The sequence below is a fragment of the Paenibacillus sp. FSL R5-0623 genome, from assembly GCF_037974265.1.
In the GTDB taxonomy this organism is placed as follows: Bacteria; Bacillota; Bacilli; order Paenibacillales; family Paenibacillaceae; genus Paenibacillus.
In genome coordinates this window covers 5999316-6023932 of record NZ_CP150233.1, presented here as the reverse complement: position 1 = coordinate 6023932, position 24617 = coordinate 5999316, and the positions used below count along the sequence as shown (strand labels likewise).

13 protein-coding genes are annotated in these 24617 nt (G+C 47.7%); 11 read left to right on the top strand and 2 right to left on the bottom strand.

Annotated features, from left to right (window positions below; translation table 11 throughout):
* Positions 1-43: 43 nt before the first annotated feature.
* Complete coding sequence (locus tag MKY92_RS26485) at positions 44-1063, top strand: Gfo/Idh/MocA family oxidoreductase (RefSeq protein ID WP_062836369.1); 1020 nt, start codon at positions 44-46, stop codon at positions 1061-1063.
* A gap of 126 nt (positions 1064-1189) precedes the next feature.
* Here MKY92_RS26485 and MKY92_RS26480 read toward each other — a convergent pair whose 3' ends face one another.
* Together MKY92_RS26480 and MKY92_RS26475 are read right to left on the bottom strand one after the other, a co-directional pair.
* On the bottom strand, positions 1190-2137 hold the full coding sequence (locus tag MKY92_RS26480; protein WP_076212957.1) for an aldo/keto reductase: 948 nt from the start codon (positions 2135-2137) through the stop codon (positions 1190-1192).
* 20 nt (positions 2138-2157) lie between these two features.
* Complete coding sequence (locus MKY92_RS26475; protein WP_339298206.1) at positions 2158-3162, bottom strand: Gfo/Idh/MocA family oxidoreductase; 1005 nt, start codon at positions 3160-3162, stop codon at positions 2158-2160.
* Positions 3163-3280: 118 nt separating this feature from the next.
* Here MKY92_RS26475 and MKY92_RS26470 point away from each other — a divergent pair, with 118 nt between their 5' ends.
* The 10 genes from MKY92_RS26470 to MKY92_RS26425 all read left to right on the top strand — a co-directional run bounded on the left by MKY92_RS26470 (position 3281) and on the right by MKY92_RS26425 (position 24606).
* Positions 3281-4120, top strand: a complete 840-nt coding sequence (locus MKY92_RS26470; RefSeq protein ID WP_339298205.1) for a helix-turn-helix domain-containing protein — start codon at positions 3281-3283, stop codon at positions 4118-4120.
* 106 nt (positions 4121-4226) lie between these two features.
* Positions 4227-4634 (top strand): Rrf2 family transcriptional regulator, encoded by a 408-nt coding sequence (locus MKY92_RS26465; RefSeq protein WP_017692155.1) that lies wholly within the window; start codon positions 4227-4229, stop codon positions 4632-4634.
* A 222-nt stretch (positions 4635-4856) separates the two neighbouring features.
* Positions 4857-5306, top strand: coding sequence for a nuclear transport factor 2 family protein (locus tag MKY92_RS26460; protein WP_074096526.1), 450 nt, complete (start codon positions 4857-4859; stop codon positions 5304-5306).
* 300 nt (positions 5307-5606) lie between these two features.
* Positions 5607-6125, top strand: coding sequence for an antiterminator LoaP (gene loaP / locus MKY92_RS26455; RefSeq protein ID WP_339298204.1), 519 nt, complete (start codon positions 5607-5609; stop codon positions 6123-6125).
* 295 nt (positions 6126-6420) lie between these two features.
* Positions 6421-7416: a ketoacyl-ACP synthase III gene (locus MKY92_RS26450; protein ID WP_339298203.1), complete on the top strand. Its 996-nt coding sequence runs from the start codon at positions 6421-6423 to the stop codon at positions 7414-7416.
* A 14-nt stretch (positions 7417-7430) separates the two neighbouring features.
* Positions 7431-8147 (top strand): thioesterase, encoded by a 717-nt coding sequence (locus MKY92_RS26445; protein ID WP_179088547.1) that lies wholly within the window; start codon positions 7431-7433, stop codon positions 8145-8147.
* A 25-nt stretch (positions 8148-8172) separates the two neighbouring features.
* Positions 8173-9042: a phosphopantetheine-binding protein gene (locus MKY92_RS26440; RefSeq protein ID WP_076212947.1), complete on the top strand. Its 870-nt coding sequence runs from the start codon at positions 8173-8175 to the stop codon at positions 9040-9042.
* A gap of 4 nt (positions 9043-9046) precedes the next feature.
* A complete protein-coding gene (locus MKY92_RS26435; protein WP_339298202.1) occupies positions 9047-12850 on the top strand; it encodes an SDR family NAD(P)-dependent oxidoreductase in 3804 nt (1267 codons plus the stop codon).
* Between the two features lie 19 nt (positions 12851-12869).
* Positions 12870-20576: an SDR family NAD(P)-dependent oxidoreductase gene (locus MKY92_RS26430; RefSeq protein WP_339298201.1), complete on the top strand. Its 7707-nt coding sequence runs from the start codon at positions 12870-12872 to the stop codon at positions 20574-20576.
* A gap of 13 nt (positions 20577-20589) precedes the next feature.
* Positions 20590-24606: an SDR family NAD(P)-dependent oxidoreductase gene (locus MKY92_RS26425; RefSeq protein WP_339298200.1), complete on the top strand. Its 4017-nt coding sequence runs from the start codon at positions 20590-20592 to the stop codon at positions 24604-24606.
* Positions 24607-24617: the final 11 nt, after the last annotated feature.

Sequence of the window (24617 nt, the reverse complement as noted above, 5' to 3'; positions counted from 1 at the left end):
CCATGAAAAATGCGAATCTATTTGTCAAAGGAGACTTATGTACATGAGTAAAATTAAAGTTGCTGTATTCGGCTGTGGAGCCATTGCCGAGCGCAGACATATTCCAGAGTACGCTGCCAATGAGAACGTAGAACTTGTCGCTTTTGCCGACCCGATTGTGGAGCGTGCGGAGAAGATGGCCGAGACTTACGGCGGTAAAGCGTATTCCAGTTACGAAGAATTGCTTGCAAACGAAACGGTGGATGCCGTTAGTGTGTGTACACCAAACTATCTGCATGCGCCAATGGCGATTGCTGCTGCAAATGCGGGCAAGCATGTATTGGTTGAGAAACCAATGGCAGTATCCACTGAGGAAGGCGAGCAAATGATCGAAGCTGCCAAGAAAAATGGCGTGTACTTGATGGTTGGACACAACCAGCGTTTGATGCCTCCTCACGTAAAAGCAAAAGAAATTCTCGACTCCGGCAAACTCGGTAAAGTCCTGAATTTCCGTACATCGTTTGGTCACCCGGGTCCGGAAGCATGGAGTGTGGACGGAGCTGAAAGCTGGTTCTTCCGTAAAGAAGAAGCGATTATGGGCGCGATGGGCGACCTGGGCGTACACAAATCAGACTTCATCCGTTATTTGCTGAATGATGAAGTATCTGAAGTGGCTGGTTTCATCAGCACGCTGCACAAGGAAGGCACTAAAGTTGACGATAACGCAACTTGTTTGCTGCGTATGAAGAGCGGAGCGATCGGAACGCTCGTAGCAAGCTGGACACAATACAGAGCTGGAGACAACAGTACAGTGCTGTGGTGCGAGAATGGTGTTATGAAGATCGGAACAGTGGAAGGCGATGAAGTTATCGTTGAACTGACCAATGGTACAGTTGAGACGTACAAAGTTGGTGCCATGGCTACCAATGAGAAACAAGTGCCGAGTGGTGTGATTGACGCATTTGTAGAGTCGATTGTAACCCAAACACCTCCAGCGATTTCCGGGGAAGAGGGCTTACGTTCCCTGCAAGTGATCCTGGCAGCATTCGAATCCGAGAAAACAGGTCAGATCATTAAGCTGTAATTCAACTGAATAACAGTGCAATTTCTAACATTCTATATGGCTTAATCTATGATATAAAGGACTTACCTTCAGAGATGTGCTCTGGGGTAAGTCCTTCTGTATTTGTTGATGAATAATTAACTTTCTTTAGATGCCGGCCGGTACATCACTGCCCAAATCCAGCCATGTTATTTCAGCAGGAGTCAGCGTGATGCGGGACCCTTCGTCACAGGAGAGCAGCTCCGCCTGATTTTGGGCACCGATCAGGGCACAGGTTGGGAACGTCTGATTCAATACATAAGCGAGTGCAATCTGAATGGGTGATGTTTTCTTCGAATTCGCCAATTGTTCAGCACGGCGCAACCGTTCCCAGTTGCCGTCACTGTAGAATACACGCACCAGATCTTCGTTATCCCGAACTTCAGGTGTGAATCTTCCAGTGAAGAAACCACGCGCTTGGGAGGACCAGGATAGCAAGGGCAACTTGGATTGCTCATGCCATGCCAGTGTCTCTGCATCTGCTGACACACAGCCTTCCCAGAAAGGTTCGTTTGCTTTGGCGAGACTGAGATTTGGGCTGCTGAATGTGAAGCCCTTCAGGCCATTTGCCGCAGCGTATGCATTGGCTTCCTCGAGCCGCTGCCAGGTCCAGTTGGAGGCGCCAATTGCGCCGATTTTACCGGATTCAATATGTTCGTTCAGTGCTTCAAGAATAACACTGACAGGGGTATTGGGATCATCCCGGTGCAAGGCATACATCTCTACGTGATCTGTCTGAAGACGCTCCAGACTTTCCATCAAGTCACTGCGGATGGCATCAGCGTTCACGCGTGGCCCATTCTGGTCATGATGCGCGCCTTTGGTGAGAATGACGATCTGGTCACGGTTACCGCGTTCTTTCATATAACGACCAAGGACTTCTTCACTCTGTCCACCACAATAGATATGTGCTGTATCTACAGTGTTACCGCCAATCGACAGAAAAGCATCCATGTTCGTAGCTGCTTTATCATAGGCATTATGCACGAAATAATCGGTTCCTTTAATCAATCTGGAGACACGTTTACCTGCACCAGCAATTTCGATATATTCCATAACTCAGTTCATCCTCTCAATTATAGTGTAATTCGTGTACGTTCTTCCGCTGAACGAAGGCAAGCTTCCAGTACTTTCATATTAGCTACTGCATCGGAAGGGGCGAAGCGCAGATCCTTGCTCTGAAGTACAGCACGTGCCATATCATCTCCCTGTAGAGAGTAGTGGTTCACTTGCGGAACTTCAATCTCTCTGCGTTCACCACCAGCCGTTACATAGAAGTTGGAACTGCGGTCCTGTCCGCTGATAAATGCGGAAGGTACTTCAATAATCCCGTCGGATCCCAATACCTCCAGCGTGTTGCGGAAGGCTGCCCACATGCTGCTGTCAAACGTCACGCCAACGTGATTATCGAATTCCAGCAGTCCGGAAGCCATCATATCGACTTGATCATGCTGTGGAGAGAACATGCCAATAACGGTAACTGCGCTTGGTTCTTGACCAAGCAACAGACGTGCTACGCTGATGGAATAACATCCGATATCATACAGTGCACCTCCACCCCACTCCTTCCGAAAGCGGACATTGCCGGATGCATTGGAGTTATTAAATGAAAATGTGCTGTGCATACCACGGATCTCACCGATCTCACCGCTGGCGATGATATCCCGGATCTGCTCATATCGTGGATGATGGCGGTACATGAATGCTTCAGCCAGCTGCACACCTGCATCTGCACAAGCTTGAACCATCTCCTGAGCTTCCTGCTCTGTCAGAGCCAGTGGTTTTTCGCACAAAATATGTTTGCCTGCTTCAGCAGCACGGATCGTCCATTCCCGATGCAGATGATTCGGCAGTGGGATATATACCGCATCAATGGAATCATCCGCGAGCAAAGCTTCATAACTGCCATAAGCCTTGTCGATCCCAAGTTGATCAGCCGTCTGCTTGGCTTTATCTTCGTCCCGACTGGCGATCGCGGTTACTTCATTCAACTCGGATTGCTGCAAGCCTGGAATGACAGATTCCACAGCAATACTAGCGCTACCAAGAATGCCCCAACGCAATTTTTGAACTGAATTCATGTGTTGTATCCTCCTGTGTATGAATGTATATTGTGATTATAAAGAATAGACCAATTAATTAAAATAATAATATATTGAAGTTAGTTAACACAATATTGTTGATTAAGGAGAACCGGCTATGATGAGACAATCCGTATTGCTTACCCTACAGGATATTCCATATTTTTGTTATCCCGAGTCCGTTGGACATTATATGGACCACGTCCAGCATTCCGTGTTGCGTGAGGCTGGCGCACTGAACAACTTTAATATTCACTACGTTGCTTCGGGCAAGGGATATGTTGAAGTGGACGGGGTGGTGCATGAGCTTCGTGCAGGTCAGGCGGTTCTCTATTTCCCGCAGCAACGGCAGCATTATTATAGTAGTGAAGATGATCCATGGGATGTACGATGGCTTCATTTTTACGGTGAACGTCTGCATGATTATATGATCGAGCGGGGGTTACATCGCAATCTATTGTGGACACTGCGGCAACGCAGCTCTTGGGAAGATGCTCATCTGGCCTTGCTCACTGAGGCGGAACAGAACACGATGCTGCGTCCGGCTCAGCTATCCACACTGACTTATGCCGTACTCGCCGAGTTCGTGCAACATGCGGTACCTTTAAAGAGCACACGTACCACAAGTAAGGCGGAGAGTCGGGTTCTTGCACTTCTTCCACAGATGCAGCAGGAGGCCTGCCAACCTTTCCTGTTACAGGACTGGGCGGATCTAGCAGGTGTGAGTTCGTATTACTTTTGCAAAATGTTCAAGAGTGCTGTGGAGATGACACCCATGGAGTTTATCACTCGTTCACGACTACAGATGGCGAAGCAATGGTTACTCGAACGGCCTACGGCCAACATTGGACAAATCGCGGAGGAAGCGGGGTATCCCAATGCCAGTTATTTTAACCGCCAGTTCATGGCCCATGAGGGGATGACACCTACGGATTACCGCGGATTGTATCACAATTAACTCGTATCCTTTCGTTGTTGCCAGCGCTTGAGGCATAGTGGTTTGACAGAGAGCTCAATCAAGTCTATTATGGATAAATTAAATCCGTGTATAATGAGGTGCCCTCATGAAATATTCAAAAGCGACAAATTATGCTTTGCATACGATGCTTCATCTTGTAAGTACTGCCCCTGAGCAGCTGGTTAGTGTACACCAACTTGCAGAATTGCAGAAGGTATCACCAACTTATCTGTCCAAAATTTTGACCAAATTGGTTAAGGCGGGCATGATCGAATCGACTTCTGGCGCCAATGGTGGCTATCGGCTTAGTCGTAAAAATCCTGATCCTTCTTTCCTGGAGATCATTCATGCGATTGAAGGTCAGGCGTCCCTGTTCGAATGTTCCCAGAATCATAACGCTGGCTGTTTGATCCAGCAGGTGATGGTTCAGGCGGAAGAAGAGATGGAAAGTTTTTTGAACAATAAAAAAATGTCAGAACTGGCTTCCCAGATGAAGGGTGCACATTCCCTGTAACTTTTACTAGAAGTGAAATTTCGATGGACGCGCTTAACTCGTGTGGCACATAGGTATATCCAGGTCTTTCCCAACCTCGCGAGAGGTAAGGAAAGATTTTTTGTATTGTAGGTATTTCGTTGTACCTAATAGAAGCCGAATGGTACAATAAGGAAGGTATAGTATGCATACATACATGATCCAAATCTTACATCACATTTTACATCTCTGGAGGGACAACACATGAGCCAATCAACGATCACAGGACTGGAACAATTACTCGCGCTTGAAAACATTCGGAACACCAAGGCGCGTTATTGCCGCTATATTGATACGAAGCAGTGGGATACCTTGGGTGACGTGTTCGCTCCGGATGCAGTGGCCGATTTCAGCACAGAAGGCAATCCAATTCCGGTATTAACAGGCCGAGATACGATCGTACAAGTCTTCCGTGATCTGGTGGATGTTGCCGTAACCGTACATCATGTTCATAGCGCCGAAGTTGAATTTGTATCCGAGAACGAAGCAAAGGTCATCTCCCCAATGGAAGATTGGGTCACGTTCCCGGAGGGCAATGAGAACAAATCCTTCCACGGATTTGGGCACTACCACGAAACTTTTGTCAAAATCGACGGGCAGTGGTACATCAAACATACAAGTCTGAAACGTCTTCGTTTGGACCTGTTTGAATAGGATAAGGATGGATAAAGATCACTTACAGAGGTTCGGTGCTGTAAGTGATTTTTTGGTTACCATGGAGACGAGTATTGTTCCGAAATTCGATATCAGACAAAATGTGAGTGCTTTATGTGAATTGTAAGATTATTTTACATAAAATTGAATTAATAGCATTGACGTTCCAAAAGTCATGGGTTAAGATATTCACAACAAAACAATTACATTTTATTACACAAATTGAAACTTAGGGATTTAATTCTCTCATATTTTATGTATATTTCCGCTTGGCTAATTTGTTAATCAGAGGATGATGCCATGAACTGGTACGCATTGTTTGTACATACAGGAAGCGAAGAAGTCATTAGGAAATACCTACATATGTATCTAGGAACCTCCATCCGAGTTTTAATCCCCAAGAGAAAAGTTCCGGAGAAGAAATCAGGTATTTTTGAAGCCTGTACCAAAAAAGTCTTTCCTGGTTATGTATTAATTCAAGTCAACATGTCCGCCGAAATATACCACTTAATCTGTTCTATTCCTCATATCATTAAAATGCTGGGAACTAATGCAAGCTGCACGCCAATCCCGGATCATGAAATGACCACATTGCTTAACCTCATCAATCCGGAAGATATTATCGATTATTCAACCGTATATATGGAAAATACCAAAGTTGTGGTGCTGGATGGCCCATTGATGGGAAACGAAGGCATCATTAAGAAGATTGACAAGCATACACGCAGAGCAAAGGTGTGGCTTCATCTAACAGGCTACGATGAACCCAAATTAGTTGATTTGGGTGTTGAAATTTTATATGCAACACAAGAAAAATGAGTACTCAGACATGTTATGGTCACATACGACAACCAAAACCGGAGGAGCAGAATGAAGCTTAGGCACATTTTGCAACCAAAGGAGTCATATGCATAAACACTGAAATACACATTGTGTATCAACAGGGCGAAGCCATGTACGTTGAGCAGTCATCACTACATGTTGTTGAATAAGGTATTTCTGTGACAGTAAAGCGCAAACAAGCGGCTGAACTGTTTTTTTTGTTGTCTTCAGGAAATTTATTGTTTTCAGAGAGGGCTGCTCACCTTGGATTCAGGAAAGGAAGACGTGATGCATGAGACAAATGACCATTCGCGGTATCGGCATGTATGTGCCGGAATCCGTGTTGACGAATCAGGGGCTGGAGGCCATGGACATTAACGCCAATGCGGACTGGATCTACCATAACCTTGGAATCCGCGAACGAAGAATCTCCCATAAGCATGAGTATACCAGTGATTTGGCATTGGAAGCTGCGAGACAAGCTATAGAGCAGGCTGCGATGGATGCCGAGGATATTGATATGATCATTATGGCGACCTTCACACCGGATCGTTTAATACCACATCCGTCTGCTCTTGTGAAGGAAAAGCTTGGAGCAGACCAAGCCATTTGTCTGGATCTTCGCGCGGGCTGTGCCGGGTTCAGCTATGGATTATTGAATGCGTATTATACGTTCCAGGCTGAAGAAGATATAAGCAATATTCTAGTCATCGGCGCGGATACCTATTCGAAAGTAACGGATTGGCAGGATCGGGCAGCATGTTCCAGTGTGGGAGACGGCGCAGGGGCATTTGTCTTACAGGAATTAGATGAAAATGATTCTTATCACAGCGTTTTTTTGAACGGAATCATGCATCACGAGAATATGGAAGATATCAGTTATGGAACATTGCCTGTTCATTATGGACACATTCATGACGGATCTGTTTCCGTCTATACGTCCAATGGTCGATATTTATATGAACAATTGGTCCGAGGTATTCCACGGCTCGTGAACCGTCTTTTGCGCAAAGTAAAATGGAATATGGAGGAAGTAGATCTGTTTATTTTCCCGCAAACGAACAGTAATCTGATTCGAGAACTCGCCGTTGCCTTGGGCATCCCACAAGAAAAAGCCTATATGACGATGGAAAAATACGGGTATACCTCTAACGCCTGTTTGCCAATTGCGGTGACCGAGGCTGTGAAGCAAGGGGCACTGAAAGCAGGTAATCGTGTTGTGTTGGTTGGGGCCGGGGCTGGAACGTATTATTGCGCTACAGCGATTAGATGGGGAGAAGTCGTGTAAGTGGAGAGGAGATTATGACCAAGATGCGATTATATTGTGTCCCTTATGCAGGTGGTTCAGCATCAATATATAACAAATGGAAAAAGGGGTTATCCGAATCCATTGTGCTGAACCCGGTTGAACTTGCAGGACGTGGATTGAAATTCTCCAAGCCGCTCTATGAGAGTATTCAGCAAAGTGTAGATGATGTATTTGATTATATATCTAGCGATTTACCAGATGAGGAGCCATATGCCCTATTTGGACATAGCCTCGGAAGTCTGATTATCTATGAACTGTATAACAAAATGCATGAAGAGCAGTTCAGGAAACCCATACACATGTTTTTCTCGGGGCGAGAGACGCCGGATTATAAAAAAGAACAGGTCTATTACCATTTGCCCGAAGGACAGTTCATCGACCGCATTAAGGAAATGGGCGGTACCCCGGATGAGTTCTTTGAGAACCAGCAACTGATGGATATGTTTATCCCCATATTACGTAAGGATCTGGAGATGAATGAGACGTATACCTACGAAGAGAAGCCTTATAAGCTGCAATGTGATATCACGATACTGAACGGAGCAGAGGATGAAGGTTACATTCTGGATTGTGCAGAACGTTGGAGAGGTTATACGGAACAAGGAAGTGCCGCCCGGATATACAAAGGGGGGCATTTTTATTTATTTGAAGGCAGTATGCATCGGGTGACTAGCATGATCAATCAGACATTAACAAGTTATATGGAGTAGATCCTATACGGAGGTGAGGTGTCCAATGAATCAACGGCAGATTACTTCAATTGAACAGCTAGAGACAACTATTCTGGACGTATTTCATGTTGTGCTGGGAGCTGATGCAGGAGTCACAACCACGATTAATTTTTTTGACTTAGGGAGTGATTCTCTGCTTCTTGCTCAGGTCTATAATCAACTTGAAAAATTATATCCAGCCCAAATTACGTTAACCAATATGTTTGCCTATCCTACGATCTCCAGACTTGCCAAATTCATCGCAGACCAGGAAGGCATGGAACTGGAAGCATACCCTGTTCCATTGGATTACATGCAGAATGGTGGACAGGCCCTTCAAGACCATCGGTATGAATTCCGGATCGAGAAGGATCGCTTTAATGAAATCAGGAACTTGTCCAAAACGGCGGGCTGCACGCCTGTAGAATGGTTATGGTCTTTGTTTGCATATCTGTTGACGGAGATTGGCAATCAGCCGCAACTCACGGTCTATACACTGATTTATCGGATGAATCATATCAGTTCCATTCCGCTAGATGTGCAAGAGGTGCAGGATTTCAATGAGTTGTTTGCCCTAGCTAAACAAGCTTTACATACAGCAGACGAACAGCCTGGTCATCATATCCAGGATCTGGTTAGAGCAGGGATGAAATCACAGCATGACGCCATCCGTCCGCTATTTTACGAGGCAGATTATGTCAGTGGAGGCAGGGGGGCGCTGGAGGAACTGTTTGATGTCATCTGTGAAATTCAGAATGAAAAACGAAATATGGTGGTAACGCTGTATTGTAAACCCGGAATGAATACGGTTCAATGGAACCTTTTTTTCAGAACCTATGATCAAATGCTTGTCAAAGTGATTGAAAGTCTCCGCTCAGCGGCTGAAAGGGGATAAAACAATGAAAAACAAACTGATGGATTTCAGTGAACTGGGTATTCGTGACACAGCTCAGACAGAGTCGTCTAGTCAGCTGCCTCCAGTGGCAACTCCAGCTACTATCCGTCCGGGTGATATCGCGATCGTTGGGCTCAGTGTTCGTATGCCCTTGGCAGATGATGCGGAGCAATTCTGGAATAACTTGTTGTATGGTCTGGATTGTACGAGGGACCTGCCGGAGCAGCGACGCCAGGATGCCGATAATTACATCTCTCGTAAAATGAACCCTGGTGAAGACACCAAATACTTGGATGGCTCTTATCTGGAACATATCGATACCTTTGATTATCCCTTTTTTCGATTTACCCCAAAGGAAGCCAGTTTAATGAATCCGGCTCAACGTATCTTTATGGAGACAGCTTGGGCCGCTTTTGAAGATGGAGGATATACCAGTGAGAAGCTGGCGGGAAGCAATACAGGAGTATACGTTGGACTGGTATCCGATCTGGAAGGTTATCGGTATAAAGAGATGATTCATGATGTGGAGCCACAGTCTCTGCCGATCTCGGTCACAGGCAATCTATCCTGCATTTTACCTAGCCGTTTATCATACCTTCTTGATCTAAGAGGACCGAGTATGGTGGTGGACACTGCCTGTTCTTCATCTCTGGTTGCAGTGCATCATGCTTGTAATGCCATTCGTTTGGGTGAGTGTGACATGGCGCTGGCAGGAGGCGTAAAACTCAACGTGCTTCCTCTGGACAAGGATTACTACCGAATGGGCATTGAATCATCGAATGGCATGACACGCCCCTTTGATGATAGCTCAGATGGTTCCGGAATAGGTGAAGGTGCGGCAGTCATTATGCTGAAACCACTTCAGGATGCTATCAAGGACAAGGACCAGGTGTATGCAGTCATCAAGGGCAGTGCCATTAACCAGGACGGGAACTCCATGGGGATTACGGCGCCGAATGCCAGAGCCCAGAGTGAGGTCATTGTGAAGGCGTGGAAAGCTGCGGGGGTCGATCCGGAAAGTATCGCTTATATTGAAACCCATGGAACCGGGACTGTCTTGGGAGATCCGATTGAAATCGATGGCATTAAGGGAGCATTTGAGCAATATACCGATAAGAGGCAATTTTGTGCGATCGGTTCGGTGAAGTCCAATATCGGACATTTGTATGAAAGTGCTGGGATTACAGGACTTGTTAAATCCGTATTGTCCTTAAAAAAAGGAATTTTACCTGCGGTGCAGCATTTCGATCGCCCGAATCGCAATATTGATTTTAGTGGAACGCCTGTGTATGTAAATACACGTAACCGAATCTGGCCTGCTGAGGGTGAACCTGTACGAATGGGTGTCAGTGCATTTGGATTCAGCGGAACCAATTGCCATCTCATTCTGGAGCAGGCGGGTGCAATGGAAACCAACAGCGAGACTGAGACGCGGGAGTACCTCTTCCCTCTTTCAGCCAAGACGCTTCAAGCCCTGCAACAATATATATCCAAATATACGAAATATCTGAAAACAACCGATGACACGTTAGCTGATATATGTTACACGGCAGGCACCTCCCGAACCCATTATGAACACCGTCTGGTACGGATTGCTTCCAGCAAAGAGGATTTGCTCGCCCAACTGGCCGAACTTGAAGAAGGCGGATTGGAATCCATTCGAGAGCGAGTCCCGGAGTCCAGTCAGCTACATTTAAACGCTCATTGTGAAACCTATCTTGGGGGTGGGGAGGTAAGCTGGCCAAGCCTGTATTCAGGTGAGGATGTTCGCCGAATCAGCATCCCGACGTATCCATTTGAAGCTCATCGCTGCTGGATTGAGCTATCTGCTCCAACGTCCCAAACCAAGACGGATGCCAGCGCTATGGAGAACATTCACCATTATGAGTTGGGTTGGGTTCCTGAACCGGAACGTAATTCCGATCGGAAGTTATCGGAAGGTCATATCGTTATTTTTATGGACGAAAAAAGAGAGGAAAAAAGAGAAGATCTATCTCTTCGTAAGACACTACAGCAGCAAGGGCATCAGGTTATTGAAGTGTTTGATGGACCTTCGTTCCTTCAAGTATCTTCCGAGAAGTATGTCATTTCAGACCATCGTGAGAGCATGGAACAATTGTGGGCTCATTTGGAAAAATTGACGATCACCCGGATTATCTATCTTCAACAGGATCAGTCCTTTCATCCATTCTTCTATCTCCTTCAGGAGATGATAGGTGCCCAATCGCTGGAGCCTGTTGACCTGGTGTTGTTGACGAATCCAATCCATTCCATCACTGGGACTGAGGAAAATGTATTTCCTCAGGCTGCCCTGATGTTTGGTCTGGGTTTGGCTGGACGAAAAGAAGATGCGCGCCTGCAATGCCGATCCATCCAAGTGGACGCTGAGACTTCACTCCAGGATATTGTGGCTGAACTGGATCATGAAAGTGATGATTATGGTGTAGCTTATCGTGCAGGTACGCGTTACATTCAGCAGTTTGGAGCGCTGGACCCGAGTGCGTATCCTAAATGGAACTACAACATTCGCAATGACGGATTGTATCTCATTACTGGCGGACTGGGCGGCATTGGGCTGGAGCTTGGATTACAACTCGCGGAGCGATACCCGGGAATTACACTCGCACTGGTGAACAGAACTTCGCTTCCCGCACGAGAAGAGTGGGATAGCATTGTTGCTACACATTCCAACGAAGTGTTAGCTCAGAAAATCCGATCTGTGCAACAAATGGAAGCTGCTGGTGCGACAGTTCTTCCTTACCAAGCAGACATTTCAGATGAAGCTTCCATGCGAATGATTTTGAGTGAATTACGTCAGAAATACGTTCGCATTGCAGGTGTCATTCATGGAGCAGGGGTCGCTGTAGGTGGAGATCATCCACTTAAGGATAGAACGATAGAAGAAGCTGAACGTGTATTATGCCCTAAAGTGCAAGGAACCCAGGTCGTGGATCAACTCACCAGAGAGGACAATCCAGACTTTTTTGTGATGTTTTCATCCATTGCAACGTTATTTAGCGGACCGGGACAGGCCGATTATGTTGCTGCCAATGCGTATCAGGATGCTTACGCAGCCTATCGCAACCAAGAGATGGACGGAACGATGACGGTCAACTGGTCAACCTGGAAAGAAACAGGCGCAGCTGCCGCAACGGGCTACGGAGTAGACACCCTTTTCAAAGCCATGACCAATAAAGAGGCTCTGACTTGGCTGGATCAGGTGGAAGGACGTCAGATTGAACGTGTATTGATAGGACAGATGTCGACAGACCGTGGCATGTTGAAGATGATTCGCAACTATCCGTTTAGACTTTCTCCTCAAGTGGAGAGCTGGATTGATTCACGTCTACAGAGAACTTCATCACCGAAGGCGCCAGCGCCAGTGACCCCGCAAAGTGTAGCCCGGCAGGATACCGTGCTGAATGGTGCGGATGACGGAGAATACACACCATGGGAGAGAAAGGTTGCCGAAGTGTGCCAAGCGATTCTGGGCTTTAATGAAATTGATATCCATGACAGTTTCTTCGAACTTGGAGCTGACTCGATTCTGGTGAAACAAATGTATGCACAACTTGACCGTCAGTACCCGGGGGTGCTCGTTGTTGCAGATCTGTTCGAACATCCGTCTGTGCACCGATTGGGTGGATATCTCGCTGATAAAAAGGGCCACAAACGGGAGAAGAAACAGGTAGAGGAGCCTGTAGGTGGTGCAATTGCGCTGGACGAGGAAGTCCATTCTCTTTTTGATCAGTTGGAAGATGGCAAGATCAGCATGGAGGATATGCTCAAAGGATTAAAACATATCTGATATGTAAGGGGACGATACATTGGAACAGTTGCTTAAATACATTATTGAGAATACATCTGGTGGCAAAATCGACAAAAAAACGGCGATTGATATGATTACGCTGTTGAAACAGCAGAAAAAGAACACTCGTGAAGATATTGCCATTATCGGCATATCTGCGCATATGCCCATGGCTGATCATGTGGAGGAGTTCTGGAACAATATCGAGAACAAAGTGAATTCCATTGTGGAGTTCCCTGAAGCGAGACAAGAGGATGTGCTGAAATATGTACGTTTCAAACAGCAGGATGAAGATGGGCTGAGCTTTATTAAAGGTTCCTACCTGGATGAAGTGGACAAATTTGATTATCGCTACTTTAAGCTGACACCCAAAGAAGCAGCCCTGATGAGTCCTGACCAGAGAATTTTTCTCCAGACGGCATGGGAAGCGGTGGAAGATGCAGGTTATGGAGGCGCAAAGTTATCCGGTAGCAATACGGGATTGTATGTAGGGTATTACAGCAGCACCCGAGACAATTATGCCAATATTATCGCCGATGTAGAACCGGAATCCATCTCCATCTCGGTAACGGGCAATGTGACTGCGGTACTGGCGGGGAGAATATCCTATTTGCTGAATTTGAAAGGCCCCAGCATGGTGGTGGATACTGCATGTTCATCATCTCTTGTTGCTGTTCATATGGCCTGTCAGTCGATCCGAAGTGGTGAGTGTGATGCAGCCATAGCGGGTGGGGTGAAGGTGAATACGCTCCCTGTTTTTAATAAATATGAGCAATTTGGCATTGAGTCCTCCGACGGGGAGACGCGGACATTTGATGATGCCTCAGATGGGGCAGGTGTGGGTGAAGGTGTGGCCGCCATTCTTCTGAAACCGTTAAGTCGGGCCATTGAGGATGGGGATCATATCTACGCCGTCATTAAGGGAACTGCTGCCAATCAGGATGGAACCTCTATTGGGTTGACTGCACCGAATCCGCGTGCCCAATCCGAAGCGATCGTGAAGGCATGGGAAGAAGCGGGGATTGACCCTGAGACCATCCGTTATATTGAAGCCCATGGTACAGCGACGGAGCTGGGAGACCCGATTGAGATTAAAGGGATTACCAATGCTTTTGAACAGTTTACCGCCAAAAAACAATTTTGCGCGATTGGCTCTGTGAAATCCAATATCGGTCATTTATATGAATGTGCAGGCGTAACCGGGCTGCTCAAAGCAGTGATGGCCTTGAAACATCAGAAGCTGCCGCCGTCTCTTCATTTTGCCAAACCCAACCGCAACATCCGGTTTGAGCAAACGCCAGTGTATGTGAATACACAACTCCGACCCTGGGAAGCGGAAGAGGGAATCCCGCGCAGATGTGGTGTCAGTGCTTTTGGATTCAGCGGAACCAACTGTCATGTCGTGCTTGAGGAGGCTCCAGCCGTTACTGCTCAAGACCCAGGAGAGGATCAGGCTTTAGGCAAGCAGCTGTTTGTGTGTTCGGCTCAGACGGAAGAAGCGCTTATTCGATTGCTCCAGCGGTATGAGCGTTTCCTGAAGGAGAATCGTGAAGTTCCTGTTGCGAATGTCTGTTATACGGCAGCTACAGGTCGTGGGCATTATGAACATCGTCTGTCCCTGCTTGTGGAAGACACGGCTCAACTGATTCACCTGTTGGAACAACCGTGGACCCAATTGAAGACACAAGAGGGAGTCTATACCGGTGCTCCCGCTCCTAAGCCTACAGGAGCCGAGCGTATGGGATCGGAAGAACGTGAGCGCACCAGACGTCAATCGTCTCAGGCACAGGAACGGATCAAAGAACTTGCTTCCAGTCCTCTTGTATGGGATGAATCAGCACTTCGGGAGCTGGCTTTACTCTATGCCGAGGGTGCAACGATGGATTGGGGGCAGCTATATCAAAGGAGACAAGTACGGAAGTTAAGTTTACCTACGTATCCGTTTGAGCCCAGCAGATGCTGGATTGATATTCAAGACCCGACTGCTGTGTCGTTAAAGGACTATTTTCATACGGTGCGCTGGATAGAGGACGATGGGGATACGACTTTGTATACCTCAGTGCCTTCCTCTTCAGGCACAGTCATGATGATCGGTAATGGTACCGAATTGGAACAGGAACTGTCGGCAGAACTGGAGGGCGAATGCAAGCGGGTAGTCCATGTGAGACCGGGTAACCAGTTCCGGCAAATATCGGAGAATCAATACGAAGTCGGCGGAGCTGCTCCGGCGGCCTATACTGAGCTGTTAAACATGTTCACAGACGGTGAAATTACTGAAATCATCTATTTATCCATGATGGGCAATTCATTATATCCTGAAGATTTGGCAGCTATTGAAGCCAGACAACAGGAAGCTTTCTACTCACCGGTCTATCTGATTCAGGCGCTTATGAGCAAAGGCTTTGCTGAAGAAATTCATCTGAACCTGATTGCTGAGTACGCTGGACAAGTCACAGGAAGAGAAGAGAGGATTACCCCTCATAATGCACTCTTAAAGGGACTTGGTAAAGTGATTCAGCAGGAATATGGACATATTCGGAGCAAGTTTATAGATGTGGATCAGTCCATATCTGTGAAGGATATCCTCAAGGAAAGACATATCAACGGTGAAGCTTATGCTGTTTCGTATCGTGAAGGCCAGCGTTATACGGAGACCTTTACAGAGATGGATCTTAATGAACATGAGAGCGTACCTTTCAAGGTGCGTCCAGGCGGTTTATATCTCGTGACAGGCGGTACAAGTGGTATTGGTCTGGAAGCAGCACGGTTTCTGGCTTCTTCGGAGCAAGTGAAGCTGGCGATTGTTGGTCGGACACTTCTTCCGGCAAAGGAGGAGTGGGAAGACATATTGGAAGCAGGCGAAGATTCCCGCGGTTCCAAGATGCAAGGCATCCTTGAACTGGAAGCATTGGGCGCAACCGTTCATTATTATAATGCAGATCTTGCCGATGTTGCGGGCATGACGGAAGTGATTCAGGATATCACCCACCGCTACGGGGACATACATGGTGTTATTCATGGAGCAGGTATTCCCGGAGACGGATTTATATATCGCAAAAGCGATGAGGAGTTCCAGACCATTCTTGGACCCAAGGTGAAGGGAACCTGGATTCTGGAGAAACTGACGCGAGATCAAGACATGGACTTTATGGTATTGTTCTCATCCGGTATATCTGTGGTCGGTGAAATTGGACAAGGGGATTATACGGCTGCCAATTGTTATTTGGATTCCTTCGCGGCATGGAGGACGGGGCAGGGTCGCAGAACACTCTCCATTGATTGGGTATCGTGGAAAGAGACCGGGATGTCCGTGGAATTTGGTATCAATGTGGATGGCATGTTTAAAACCATTCCTACAACAGATGGTATCGCAGCGATGGAAGCAGCCATGAGCAGACAACTCTCGCGAGTATTCATCGGTGCGATGAATTATGGAAGTAAACATCTCGCTGCACTTGGGCAGTTCCCGTTCCGTTTGTCGGATAAGTTGGAAGCTGGAGTGAAGCGGAGTAAGGAAATCGCTGACCAGGGAGCATCGAATCGTTCCAACCGGACCGTACCACAGGAGAAGCATACGGGGCCCGTAGATCTTTCAGGGAATGAAGGGGGACTCTATTCGGAAACCGAGCAGCAGGTAGCACGCATATACAGTGAGATTCTGGGTTATCAGGAGATCAATATCTATGATAATTTCTTCGATCTCGGGGGCAACTCCATTATGCTGATCCGTATGCATGAGAGGCTGAACGAGGAGTTTCCGGGTAAAGTGAAGATTGCTCATTTATTTGCACATACGTCTATCCATAAGCTGGCACTGCATGTGAACCAGGGTAACGGCACGGCTGTAAAAGCAAAAGCGGCTGCTCCTCTGGAGCAAAAGAAACCAATCGTTGAACAGGATGAGGCCATCGCCATTATTGGGATTGCTGCGGAAATGCCAATGGCTGATACGGCAGAGCAGTATTGGGACAACATCTTGAACGGTGTGGACTGTACAACGGATTTTCCAGAGGGACGCAAAAAAGACATGGATGCCTATCATCAATGGATGAATGCCAAGCTGGGTGCGGACAAAGAAGTGCAGTACCTTCAGGGTGCATTTCTGGATGATATTGATCAGTTTGATTATAAGTATTTCCGTTTGTCTCCGAAGGAGGCTGGATTAACGGACCCGATTCAGCGGTTATTCATGAAGACGTCATGGCATGCGGTAGAGGATGCAGGTTACGGAGGGCGCATCGAAGGAACAAATACAGGTGTCTATATGGGTTTTGCCAGTAGCCTGAACGATTCTTATCTCAAAATGATCTGTGATCTGGACCCCTATCAATATCCGATGTCCATTGTCGGGAACATCACAGCCATGATGCCGACTCGTATTGCCTATCCACTCGATCTCAAGGGGCCTACGATGGTGATCGACACGGCATGTTCTGCATCACTTGTCGCTACCCATCTGGCCTGCCGGGCCATTCGTAATGGTGATTGCGAGATGGCGATTGTCGCAGGTGCACGGATCAGCCTCAGTCCGTTGGATCATGATTATTTGAAAGTCGGCATTGAATCTTCGGATGGATTAACCAAGCCATTTGATCAAGAAGCAGATGGTTCGGGGCTTGGTGAAGGCGGAGCCGCCGTAGTATTGAAGTCGCTAAGCAAGGCGATTGCGGATAAAGACAATATTTATGCGGTTATCAAAGGAAGTGCCATTAATCAGGATGGAGCTTCGATTGGCATTACGGCTCCGAATCCTGAAGCACAGACGGATGTCATTGTGAAGGCATGGCAGGATGCCGGTATTGATCCTTCGACCATTGGTTACGTGGAGACGCATGGTACAGCGACGAAGCTCGGCGATCCAATTGAAATGGATGGACTTACCACAGCACTGCGCCGATATACAGACAAGCATCAGTTTGTTGCTATAGGCTCGGTCAAGTCCAATATAGGCCATTTGTTTGAAGCAGCTGGTGTAGGCAGTCTGGTTAAAGCGGCTATGGCCTTGAAGCATCGGGTATTACCACCTACGCTTCATTTTGATAAGCCTAACTCATCCATTTCATTCCAGGATTCGCCGTTGTATGTCAACACGAAATCGAGACCATGGGACGGGAACGGGGAGCCGCTTCGCTGCGGAGTCAGTGCCTTTGGATTTAGCGGAACCAACTGCCATCTCGTACTGGAAGAGCCGCCTGTGATCCAGGAACGGAAGATTACCAGAGATGTGGAAGTGTTCACGCTAAGTGCCAAGAGCCGCAAGTCATTACTTGCGCTGGTTGATAACTATATCCGTTTTATCTCAGAACGTCAGCAGGAACTTTCGCTCAAAAACATATGTTATACCGCGAATACGGGGCGCTGGCATCATGTATATCGGATTGCCTTTGGAGTGACGGACACATCCGATCTGCTCATGAAGTTGCGGCTACTCGCTACATCAGGTCTCGAATCCATAGGTGAGCATCAGCTCTATTATGGCGTGCATAAAGTAGTCACAGAGAAGATCGAAGGGAAAGACCACGAATTGACGGGGCAGGAGAAGTCCATCTTGAAGCAGGAGGGCAGAGATTGCCTATCCCGATACATGGAGTCTCCAGATCCGGGTTTATTACATGAATTATGCAGACTGTACACTACAGGCAGTGAAGTGGATTGGAGCCTGATGTACAGGGAAGAGGAAATTCGTAAAATCAGTCTTCCATTGTATCCATACGATAATACACGCTGCTGGGTGGATCTTCCCGAGCAGTCTTCAGTGTATGCACAAGCGAGCACCAGATCGGTACCGGAGGCCTACGAGCTTGTATGGCAGCAGAAGGAGATAGCGAAAGAGGATTCCGATCAGCTGATCGAAGCGAGCCATGGTACTACACTGGTACTTCTGGATGGGTCCGATTATGCAGCTGAGATAGCAGCACGTATGGAACAGTCGGGGATGCAGGTATATACCGTACTTCAGGCGGATGTTCTGCAATCTGACCCGGACAGTCGAAATCTGGAACAGGTGGAAGTCTATCAGCGTGTGCTGCAACAGGCGGGCCTAGACCAACTTTCCAGAGTGGTGTATCTAAACGGTGTGGGCAGTGATGAACATGCAGCAAGTGTATCTAGTGACATGGAATCATTAGAGTCTGTTCTAGATGAACGTGTATATGGGTTCTTCCGGTTTATTCGAGCGCTGTTGTCCAGTTCTCTGAGCCAGCCCATGGAGTTAGTTCTGGTATCCCGTGAGGTCAATTACATTACCGGTACGGAGCGGATAAAGCCTTATCTGGCTTCTGCCTTTGGAATGGGCAGAGTGGTAGGCAAGGAGAACATACAGGTTCATTGCCGTTGTATAGATATGGATGAGAACTCTTCTCTGGAGCATTTGTTGCAAGAGATCGGTACAACATCTTCCTATTATGAGGTGGCCTATCGTAATGGAACACGGTATGTTCAGGAGTTCAGAGCATTGAATGAATCTGCACCTGCTGAAGATGCCTTTATTTTTGACAACGATGGTGTGTACATCATTACCGGTGGTACCGGCGGAATTGGCTTGGAAACCGCGCGATATCTGGCTTCCGACGCTCCAGTGAACCTAGCATTAATCAGCCGTACACCGATGCCTGCACGTGAGGAATGGGATGCCATTGTTGCAGAACAATCGAGATTCAAGGTGATTCATCAAATTACAGTTATTCGTGAACTGGAGAGCCGGGGACATCAGGTTAGTTGCCATGCTGCAGATGTGTCGGATCTGGATGCCATGCGTGTAGTTCTGGATCAGCTTCGGGCAACGTTCGGGAAAATTAAAGGGGTTGTCCATGGCGCAGGGGTTGGAAGCTCGGAAATGATCACAAGCCGTTCACAGGCGGGATTCACCGAGGTATTCTCTCCCAAAGTACATGGTACTTGGGTATTGGATCAACTTACCGAACAGGACCATCTCGATTTTATGGTGCTATATTCATCGATCGCTTCGGTATTCAGCGCCCCGGGACAGGCGGATTACATTGCTGCCAATGCCTACCTAGATGCATATGCTGACTACAGATCAATGATGGGCAAGCGCACGCTGACTGTGCAGTGGTCTACCTGGAAGGAAACGGGTATGTCAGCAGAGCACGGGTTTGCTGTGGATACGTTGTTCAAAGCCATGCCTACGGAACAAGCGATGAATCAATTATCTCTTGTGATGCGGCAATCATCGGTTCGCCGAGTACTTATTGGTCAGATTCATTATGAGGGTCAATTGATATCGGCACTGGCCAAAAGTCCGTTTGATCTCTCTTCCGCTATTCGCGTTCAACTGGACCAACGGATGAAGCAAATGGCCAACAAGCATCTCCGGGTATCCTCGTCAGAGGAACGTGAGGGAGAAGTGGTTTTGACAGGTAAATCAGACGCATCCTATACACCAACTGAAAAGGCACTCGCTTCCATCTGTCGAACGATGCTTGGTTTTCATGAGATTAATGTAGGGGACAGTTTCTTCGAGATGGGTGCTGATTCCATTGTGCTTATACAGGTTCAGGCCCGGATTGATCAGCAGTTTCCTGGTTTGACCAAAGTCACGGATTTGTTTGCGAACTCCAATATTAGCAGATTGGCTCGGTTTATGGATGAGAAGGCTACTTCGAAGCCACAAGACATGGAGCAGGATCTGAAGCGTGTAATCGACCAGATGGAAAGTGGCGACGTTACGCTGCAGCAGGCTTTGAATAACCTGATTAACCTGTAAAGGAGGAACTGTGGTGGAGAGTGTATACAAGTTTGTCATGGAACATCTGCAAGACGGAAGCTTGGACAAAACAGTGGCCGTGCAGCTGCTCAAAAAACTCAAATCGGAGGAGGACGCCTATACTGCGTCCGGGTCAACCAATACTGCCAAAGATATTGCCATTGTGGGCATGGCTTTGAAATTGCCGCAAGCTGATTCTCCCGAAGAATTCTGGGACAACATCGTCAGTGGTACGGACAGCATTCGTTCCTTTCCGGCATCCAGAGTGCCGGACATTCATTCGTATCTGCAATATCTAGGTATGTCGCCAGACGAGATTCAATTCAACGAAAATGCCTATCTGGATGAGATTGATAAATTTGATTATGCCTATTTTAAAATGTCACCCAAAGAAGCCAGTCTGACGGACCCCAATCACAGGCTGTTTCTGGAAACGGCATGGAAAGCGATCGAGGACGCAGGGTATGGGGGAGGGAAACTGGTTGGCAGCCGCACGGGGGTATACCTAGGCCTTTCCAACAATATTCGGGATCTTTACTCACGTTTTATCTACGATGCGGAACCGGAATCCTTTGCGTACTCGCTTGTGGGTAATCTGGCTTCTGTAGCGGCTGGTCGGTTATCCTTCTTACTGGATTTAAAAGGGCCGAGCTTGGTGGTGGATACGTCTTGTTCATCCTCTCTGGTGGCCATTACACTGGCGTGTCAGGCGATCAAGGAGGGGCAATGCGATCAGGCGCTCGTTGGGGGAATCAAGATTAATCTGGTTCCGCTAAAGAGTGATCATATCAAAATTGGGATTGAGTCCACCGATTGGAGAACCAAAGCGTTTGATGACGATTCGGACGGATCGGGTATTGGTGAAGGCGCAGGGGTGGTGATGCTCAAACCATTGGATAAAGCGTTGGAAGACCGTGATCAGATCTACGCTGTTATCAAAGGGTATGGCGTAAACCAGGACGGTAAATCCATCAGTATCGCTGCCCCGAACCCGGAGGCACAGACGGAAGCGATTCTTCAAGCCTGGGCGGATGCGGGTATCGATCCCGAGACGGTCTCTTATATTGAGACTCATGGCAGTGGCACCATGCTGGGCGATCCGCTTGAGGTACAAGGGATTGAGCAGGCATTCCGGCGTCACACGGGTAAAAGTCAATTTTGCGGAATCGGCTCGGTCAAAACGAATATCGGTCACCTGTCAGAGGCGGCTGGTGTCGTGGGTTTGATCAAATCGGCCTTGTCACTGAAACATAAACAGATTCCTGCCTCCAAACATTTTCACAGACCGAATCGGGCCATCGATTTTGCGGCATCCCCGGTCTATGTGAATGCCCGGTTGCGGGAGTGGGATAACGCTGCCACGCCACGACGTAGCGGTGTTAGTGCATTTGGCATCAGTGGGACCAATTGTCACATTGTGCTGGAAGAAGCGCCGACCACTACGGTTAAAGAGCTGGAAATACGCGGAGAACATCTTCTAACCGTATCGGCCAAAACGCAGGCAGCGCTCCAGACGCTGATTACGGAATATACTCACGTTCTCTCTCAAGTTGAAGCTCAGAATGTACCTTCTCTGTGTTATACCGCCAACACTGGGAGGGGGCACTACGCCTACCGTTTACTGGTCACCGGGCAGGATGCGGAAGAGCTCTTGCTTCGATTAAATGAAGCTGGACGAATGATCGGAGCCGATGAGAATTTAAGCAAAAGTACTGGTCCCAATGGGCACCAAAGCCCAGGGATCTATTACGGTTATCACAAGGTTAGCAGCGATCAAAACCGTCCAGATTCAGGCGAAGAAGGGCAGAAGAGCCGTCAGACTGCGAGTTTGAATCCGGAACTGGCGAAGATGGGCAAAGGTCAGCAGGCTGTACAGGACATCCTGAACCAGATTGGACTGCATTATGTACAAGGTGCAGAACTGAACTGGGAGCTTCTATACACAGGAGACGGACTGCGCAAAACAAGTCTGCCAACCTATCCATTTACCCGAACCCGCTGCTGGTTTGAAGTTCCTGAGACGGCTCGTACCGCCGCTACCGTAAAGTGCAACAGTGCGGTCTCGGAAGAACCGACGCCAGCCCGATTCTATCGGATGAACTGGAGGAGAGCGGATCTAAATGAGCCTGAACCGATTCAAGGAACAGGTGCAGTTTTGATTTTGAAGGACGAGGGTAATCGGGGAAGTGTATTGATTGAACGCCTTAAGCAGTCAGGGCGACAAGTAATTGAGGTGCGTTACGGAGAATCTTTCAAGCATGAACCGGACGGTTCGTTCACGGTGAATGGTTCGGAAAACAACTTTGCGGAGCTATTTGCAGCGCTGGGGAATACATCCATAAGTGACATTGTACATCTCTTTGCGGTGCCGGGTTCTGCGGAAATTCATACACTTCAGGACTTGGAACATAGTCAGCAAAAGGGCGTATATAGCCTGTTTTATCTGATTCGTGCACTCATTGAACACGGAAGTGACAACGCACTGAATATGATGCTGGTCTCCGAACAGGTCTACGAAGTTACAACGGATGAGAGTCGACTTTCTCCTGAAGCGGCCTCGTTATACGGTTTGGGTAAAGTGCTCGCCTTAGAATATCCGCATATTACCTGTCGAAGCATTGATCTGGACGAAAGCGCAGGGGCAGATGAACTGCTTCAGGAAATGGGTTCCCAAGATCAGAGTTATACCTCTGCCTATCGTAGTGGGGTCCGTTATATCGAGGAATTGGGTGAAGTTCAAGCCGATGAGCTGACAGATTCTCCTGTCCATATTCAACAGGGTGGTGTGTATGTCATTACTGGGGGTACAGGCGGGATTGGTCAGGAAATGGCAAAATTTTTCGCTTCCCAAGCAGAGGTCAAACTTGTGTTAATTGGGCGTACCCCAGTGCCTGCAAGATCGGAATGGGAGACACTGCTTAATGACCCTGAGCTTGAATCCAAGACGGCTGCTCGTCTCCGCAATTTCCTGGAGATTGAACAACAGGGTTCAGAAGTATCCTGTTATGCAGCCGATGTATCGGATTATGAAGCGATGCTGGATGTACTGGCCGATGTCAGGGAAAAGCATGGGTCCATCACAGGAGTGATCCACGGTGCAGGTGTACCGGCGGTTGGATATTTGATCCGCAAAACGCAGGAAACGTTTGACGAAGTCCTTCATCCAAAAGTGCAGGGAGCCTGGATACTGGACCAACTGACCCGTCAGGATGAGCTTGATTTCCTGGTCTTTTTCTCTTCCGGTCTGTCGCTGTCAAGTGAGGTTGGACAAGGAGATTATTCAGCGGCCAATGCATATCTGGATGCTTTGTCTTACTCGCGCAGCAAAAGCGGCCTGAAGACCTTGTCTATTAACTGGTCTTCATGGAAAGAAGCGGGCATGTCTGTGGATTATGGTTTTAATGTGGACGCCATTACAAAAGCCCTTCCGACCGAACAGGCAACGGCCGGATTTTTTGCAGCATTGAACAAAGAGGTGCCGCGTGTGTTGATCGGGGAATTTACATACCACCCACGGTTTGCCAAAGCACTGTTGACCAAATTTCCATTCCGATTCTCCGAAGAGATGACGAACAGACTGAAAGAAGCCGAGAAGTTGGAAGAGTCGCGTCAGGTGGCTCCTGCTGCAGCTAAACGAAACAAATCGGCGAATGCACATGTTGAACTCAAAGGAAAAGACGGCGAGGATTACAACAGCATCGAAAGGCAGATTGCAGGCATGTATAACGAAGTGCTTGGTTTTGAAGAGCTGGATATCCACGATAGCTTTTTTGATCTGGGCGGAGATTCCATTCTGTTAAATCGGTTATTCTCTCTGCTTGAAGAAGCCTATCCAGGCAAAATGAAACTAATCCATCTGTTTTCGTACACCAGTGTACATGCGCTATCCCAATTTGTCATGACCAAGCTGGATATAAAACCGGCTGCTGAGCCAGCCCCACCGGTGGATGATTTTGAACAACTGTTTAAGGATATTGAAGCTGGTAGCCTGAGCATTGACGATGCAGTCAAGAGCTTCGAGGATCGTTGAGGAAGGAGAAC

Excerpts from the sequence above, each read along its gene's own strand:
- MKY92_RS26485 (WP_062836369.1), top strand. The coding sequence starts at position 44 with ATGAGTAAAATTAAAGTTGCTGTATTCGGCTGTGGAGCCATTGCCGAG.
- MKY92_RS26480 (WP_076212957.1), bottom strand. The coding sequence starts at position 2,137 with ATGGAATATATCGAAATTGCTGGTGCAGGTAAACGTGTCTCCAGATTG.
- MKY92_RS26475 (WP_339298206.1), bottom strand. The coding sequence starts at position 3,162 with ATGAATTCAGTTCAAAAATTGCGTTGGGGCATTCTTGGTAGCGCTAGT.
- MKY92_RS26470 (WP_339298205.1), top strand. The coding sequence starts at position 3,281 with ATGATGAGACAATCCGTATTGCTTACCCTACAGGATATTCCATATTTT.
- MKY92_RS26465 (WP_017692155.1), top strand. The coding sequence starts at position 4,227 with ATGAAATATTCAAAAGCGACAAATTATGCTTTGCATACGATGCTTCAT.
- MKY92_RS26460 (WP_074096526.1), top strand. The coding sequence starts at position 4,857 with ATGAGCCAATCAACGATCACAGGACTGGAACAATTACTCGCGCTTGAA.
- loaP (WP_339298204.1), top strand. The coding sequence starts at position 5,607 with ATGAACTGGTACGCATTGTTTGTACATACAGGAAGCGAAGAAGTCATT.
- MKY92_RS26450 (WP_339298203.1), top strand. The coding sequence starts at position 6,421 with ATGAGACAAATGACCATTCGCGGTATCGGCATGTATGTGCCGGAATCC.
- MKY92_RS26445 (WP_179088547.1), top strand. The coding sequence starts at position 7,431 with ATGACCAAGATGCGATTATATTGTGTCCCTTATGCAGGTGGTTCAGCA.
- MKY92_RS26440 (WP_076212947.1), top strand. The coding sequence starts at position 8,173 with ATGAATCAACGGCAGATTACTTCAATTGAACAGCTAGAGACAACTATT.
- MKY92_RS26435 (WP_339298202.1), top strand. The coding sequence starts at position 9,047 with ATGAAAAACAAACTGATGGATTTCAGTGAACTGGGTATTCGTGACACA.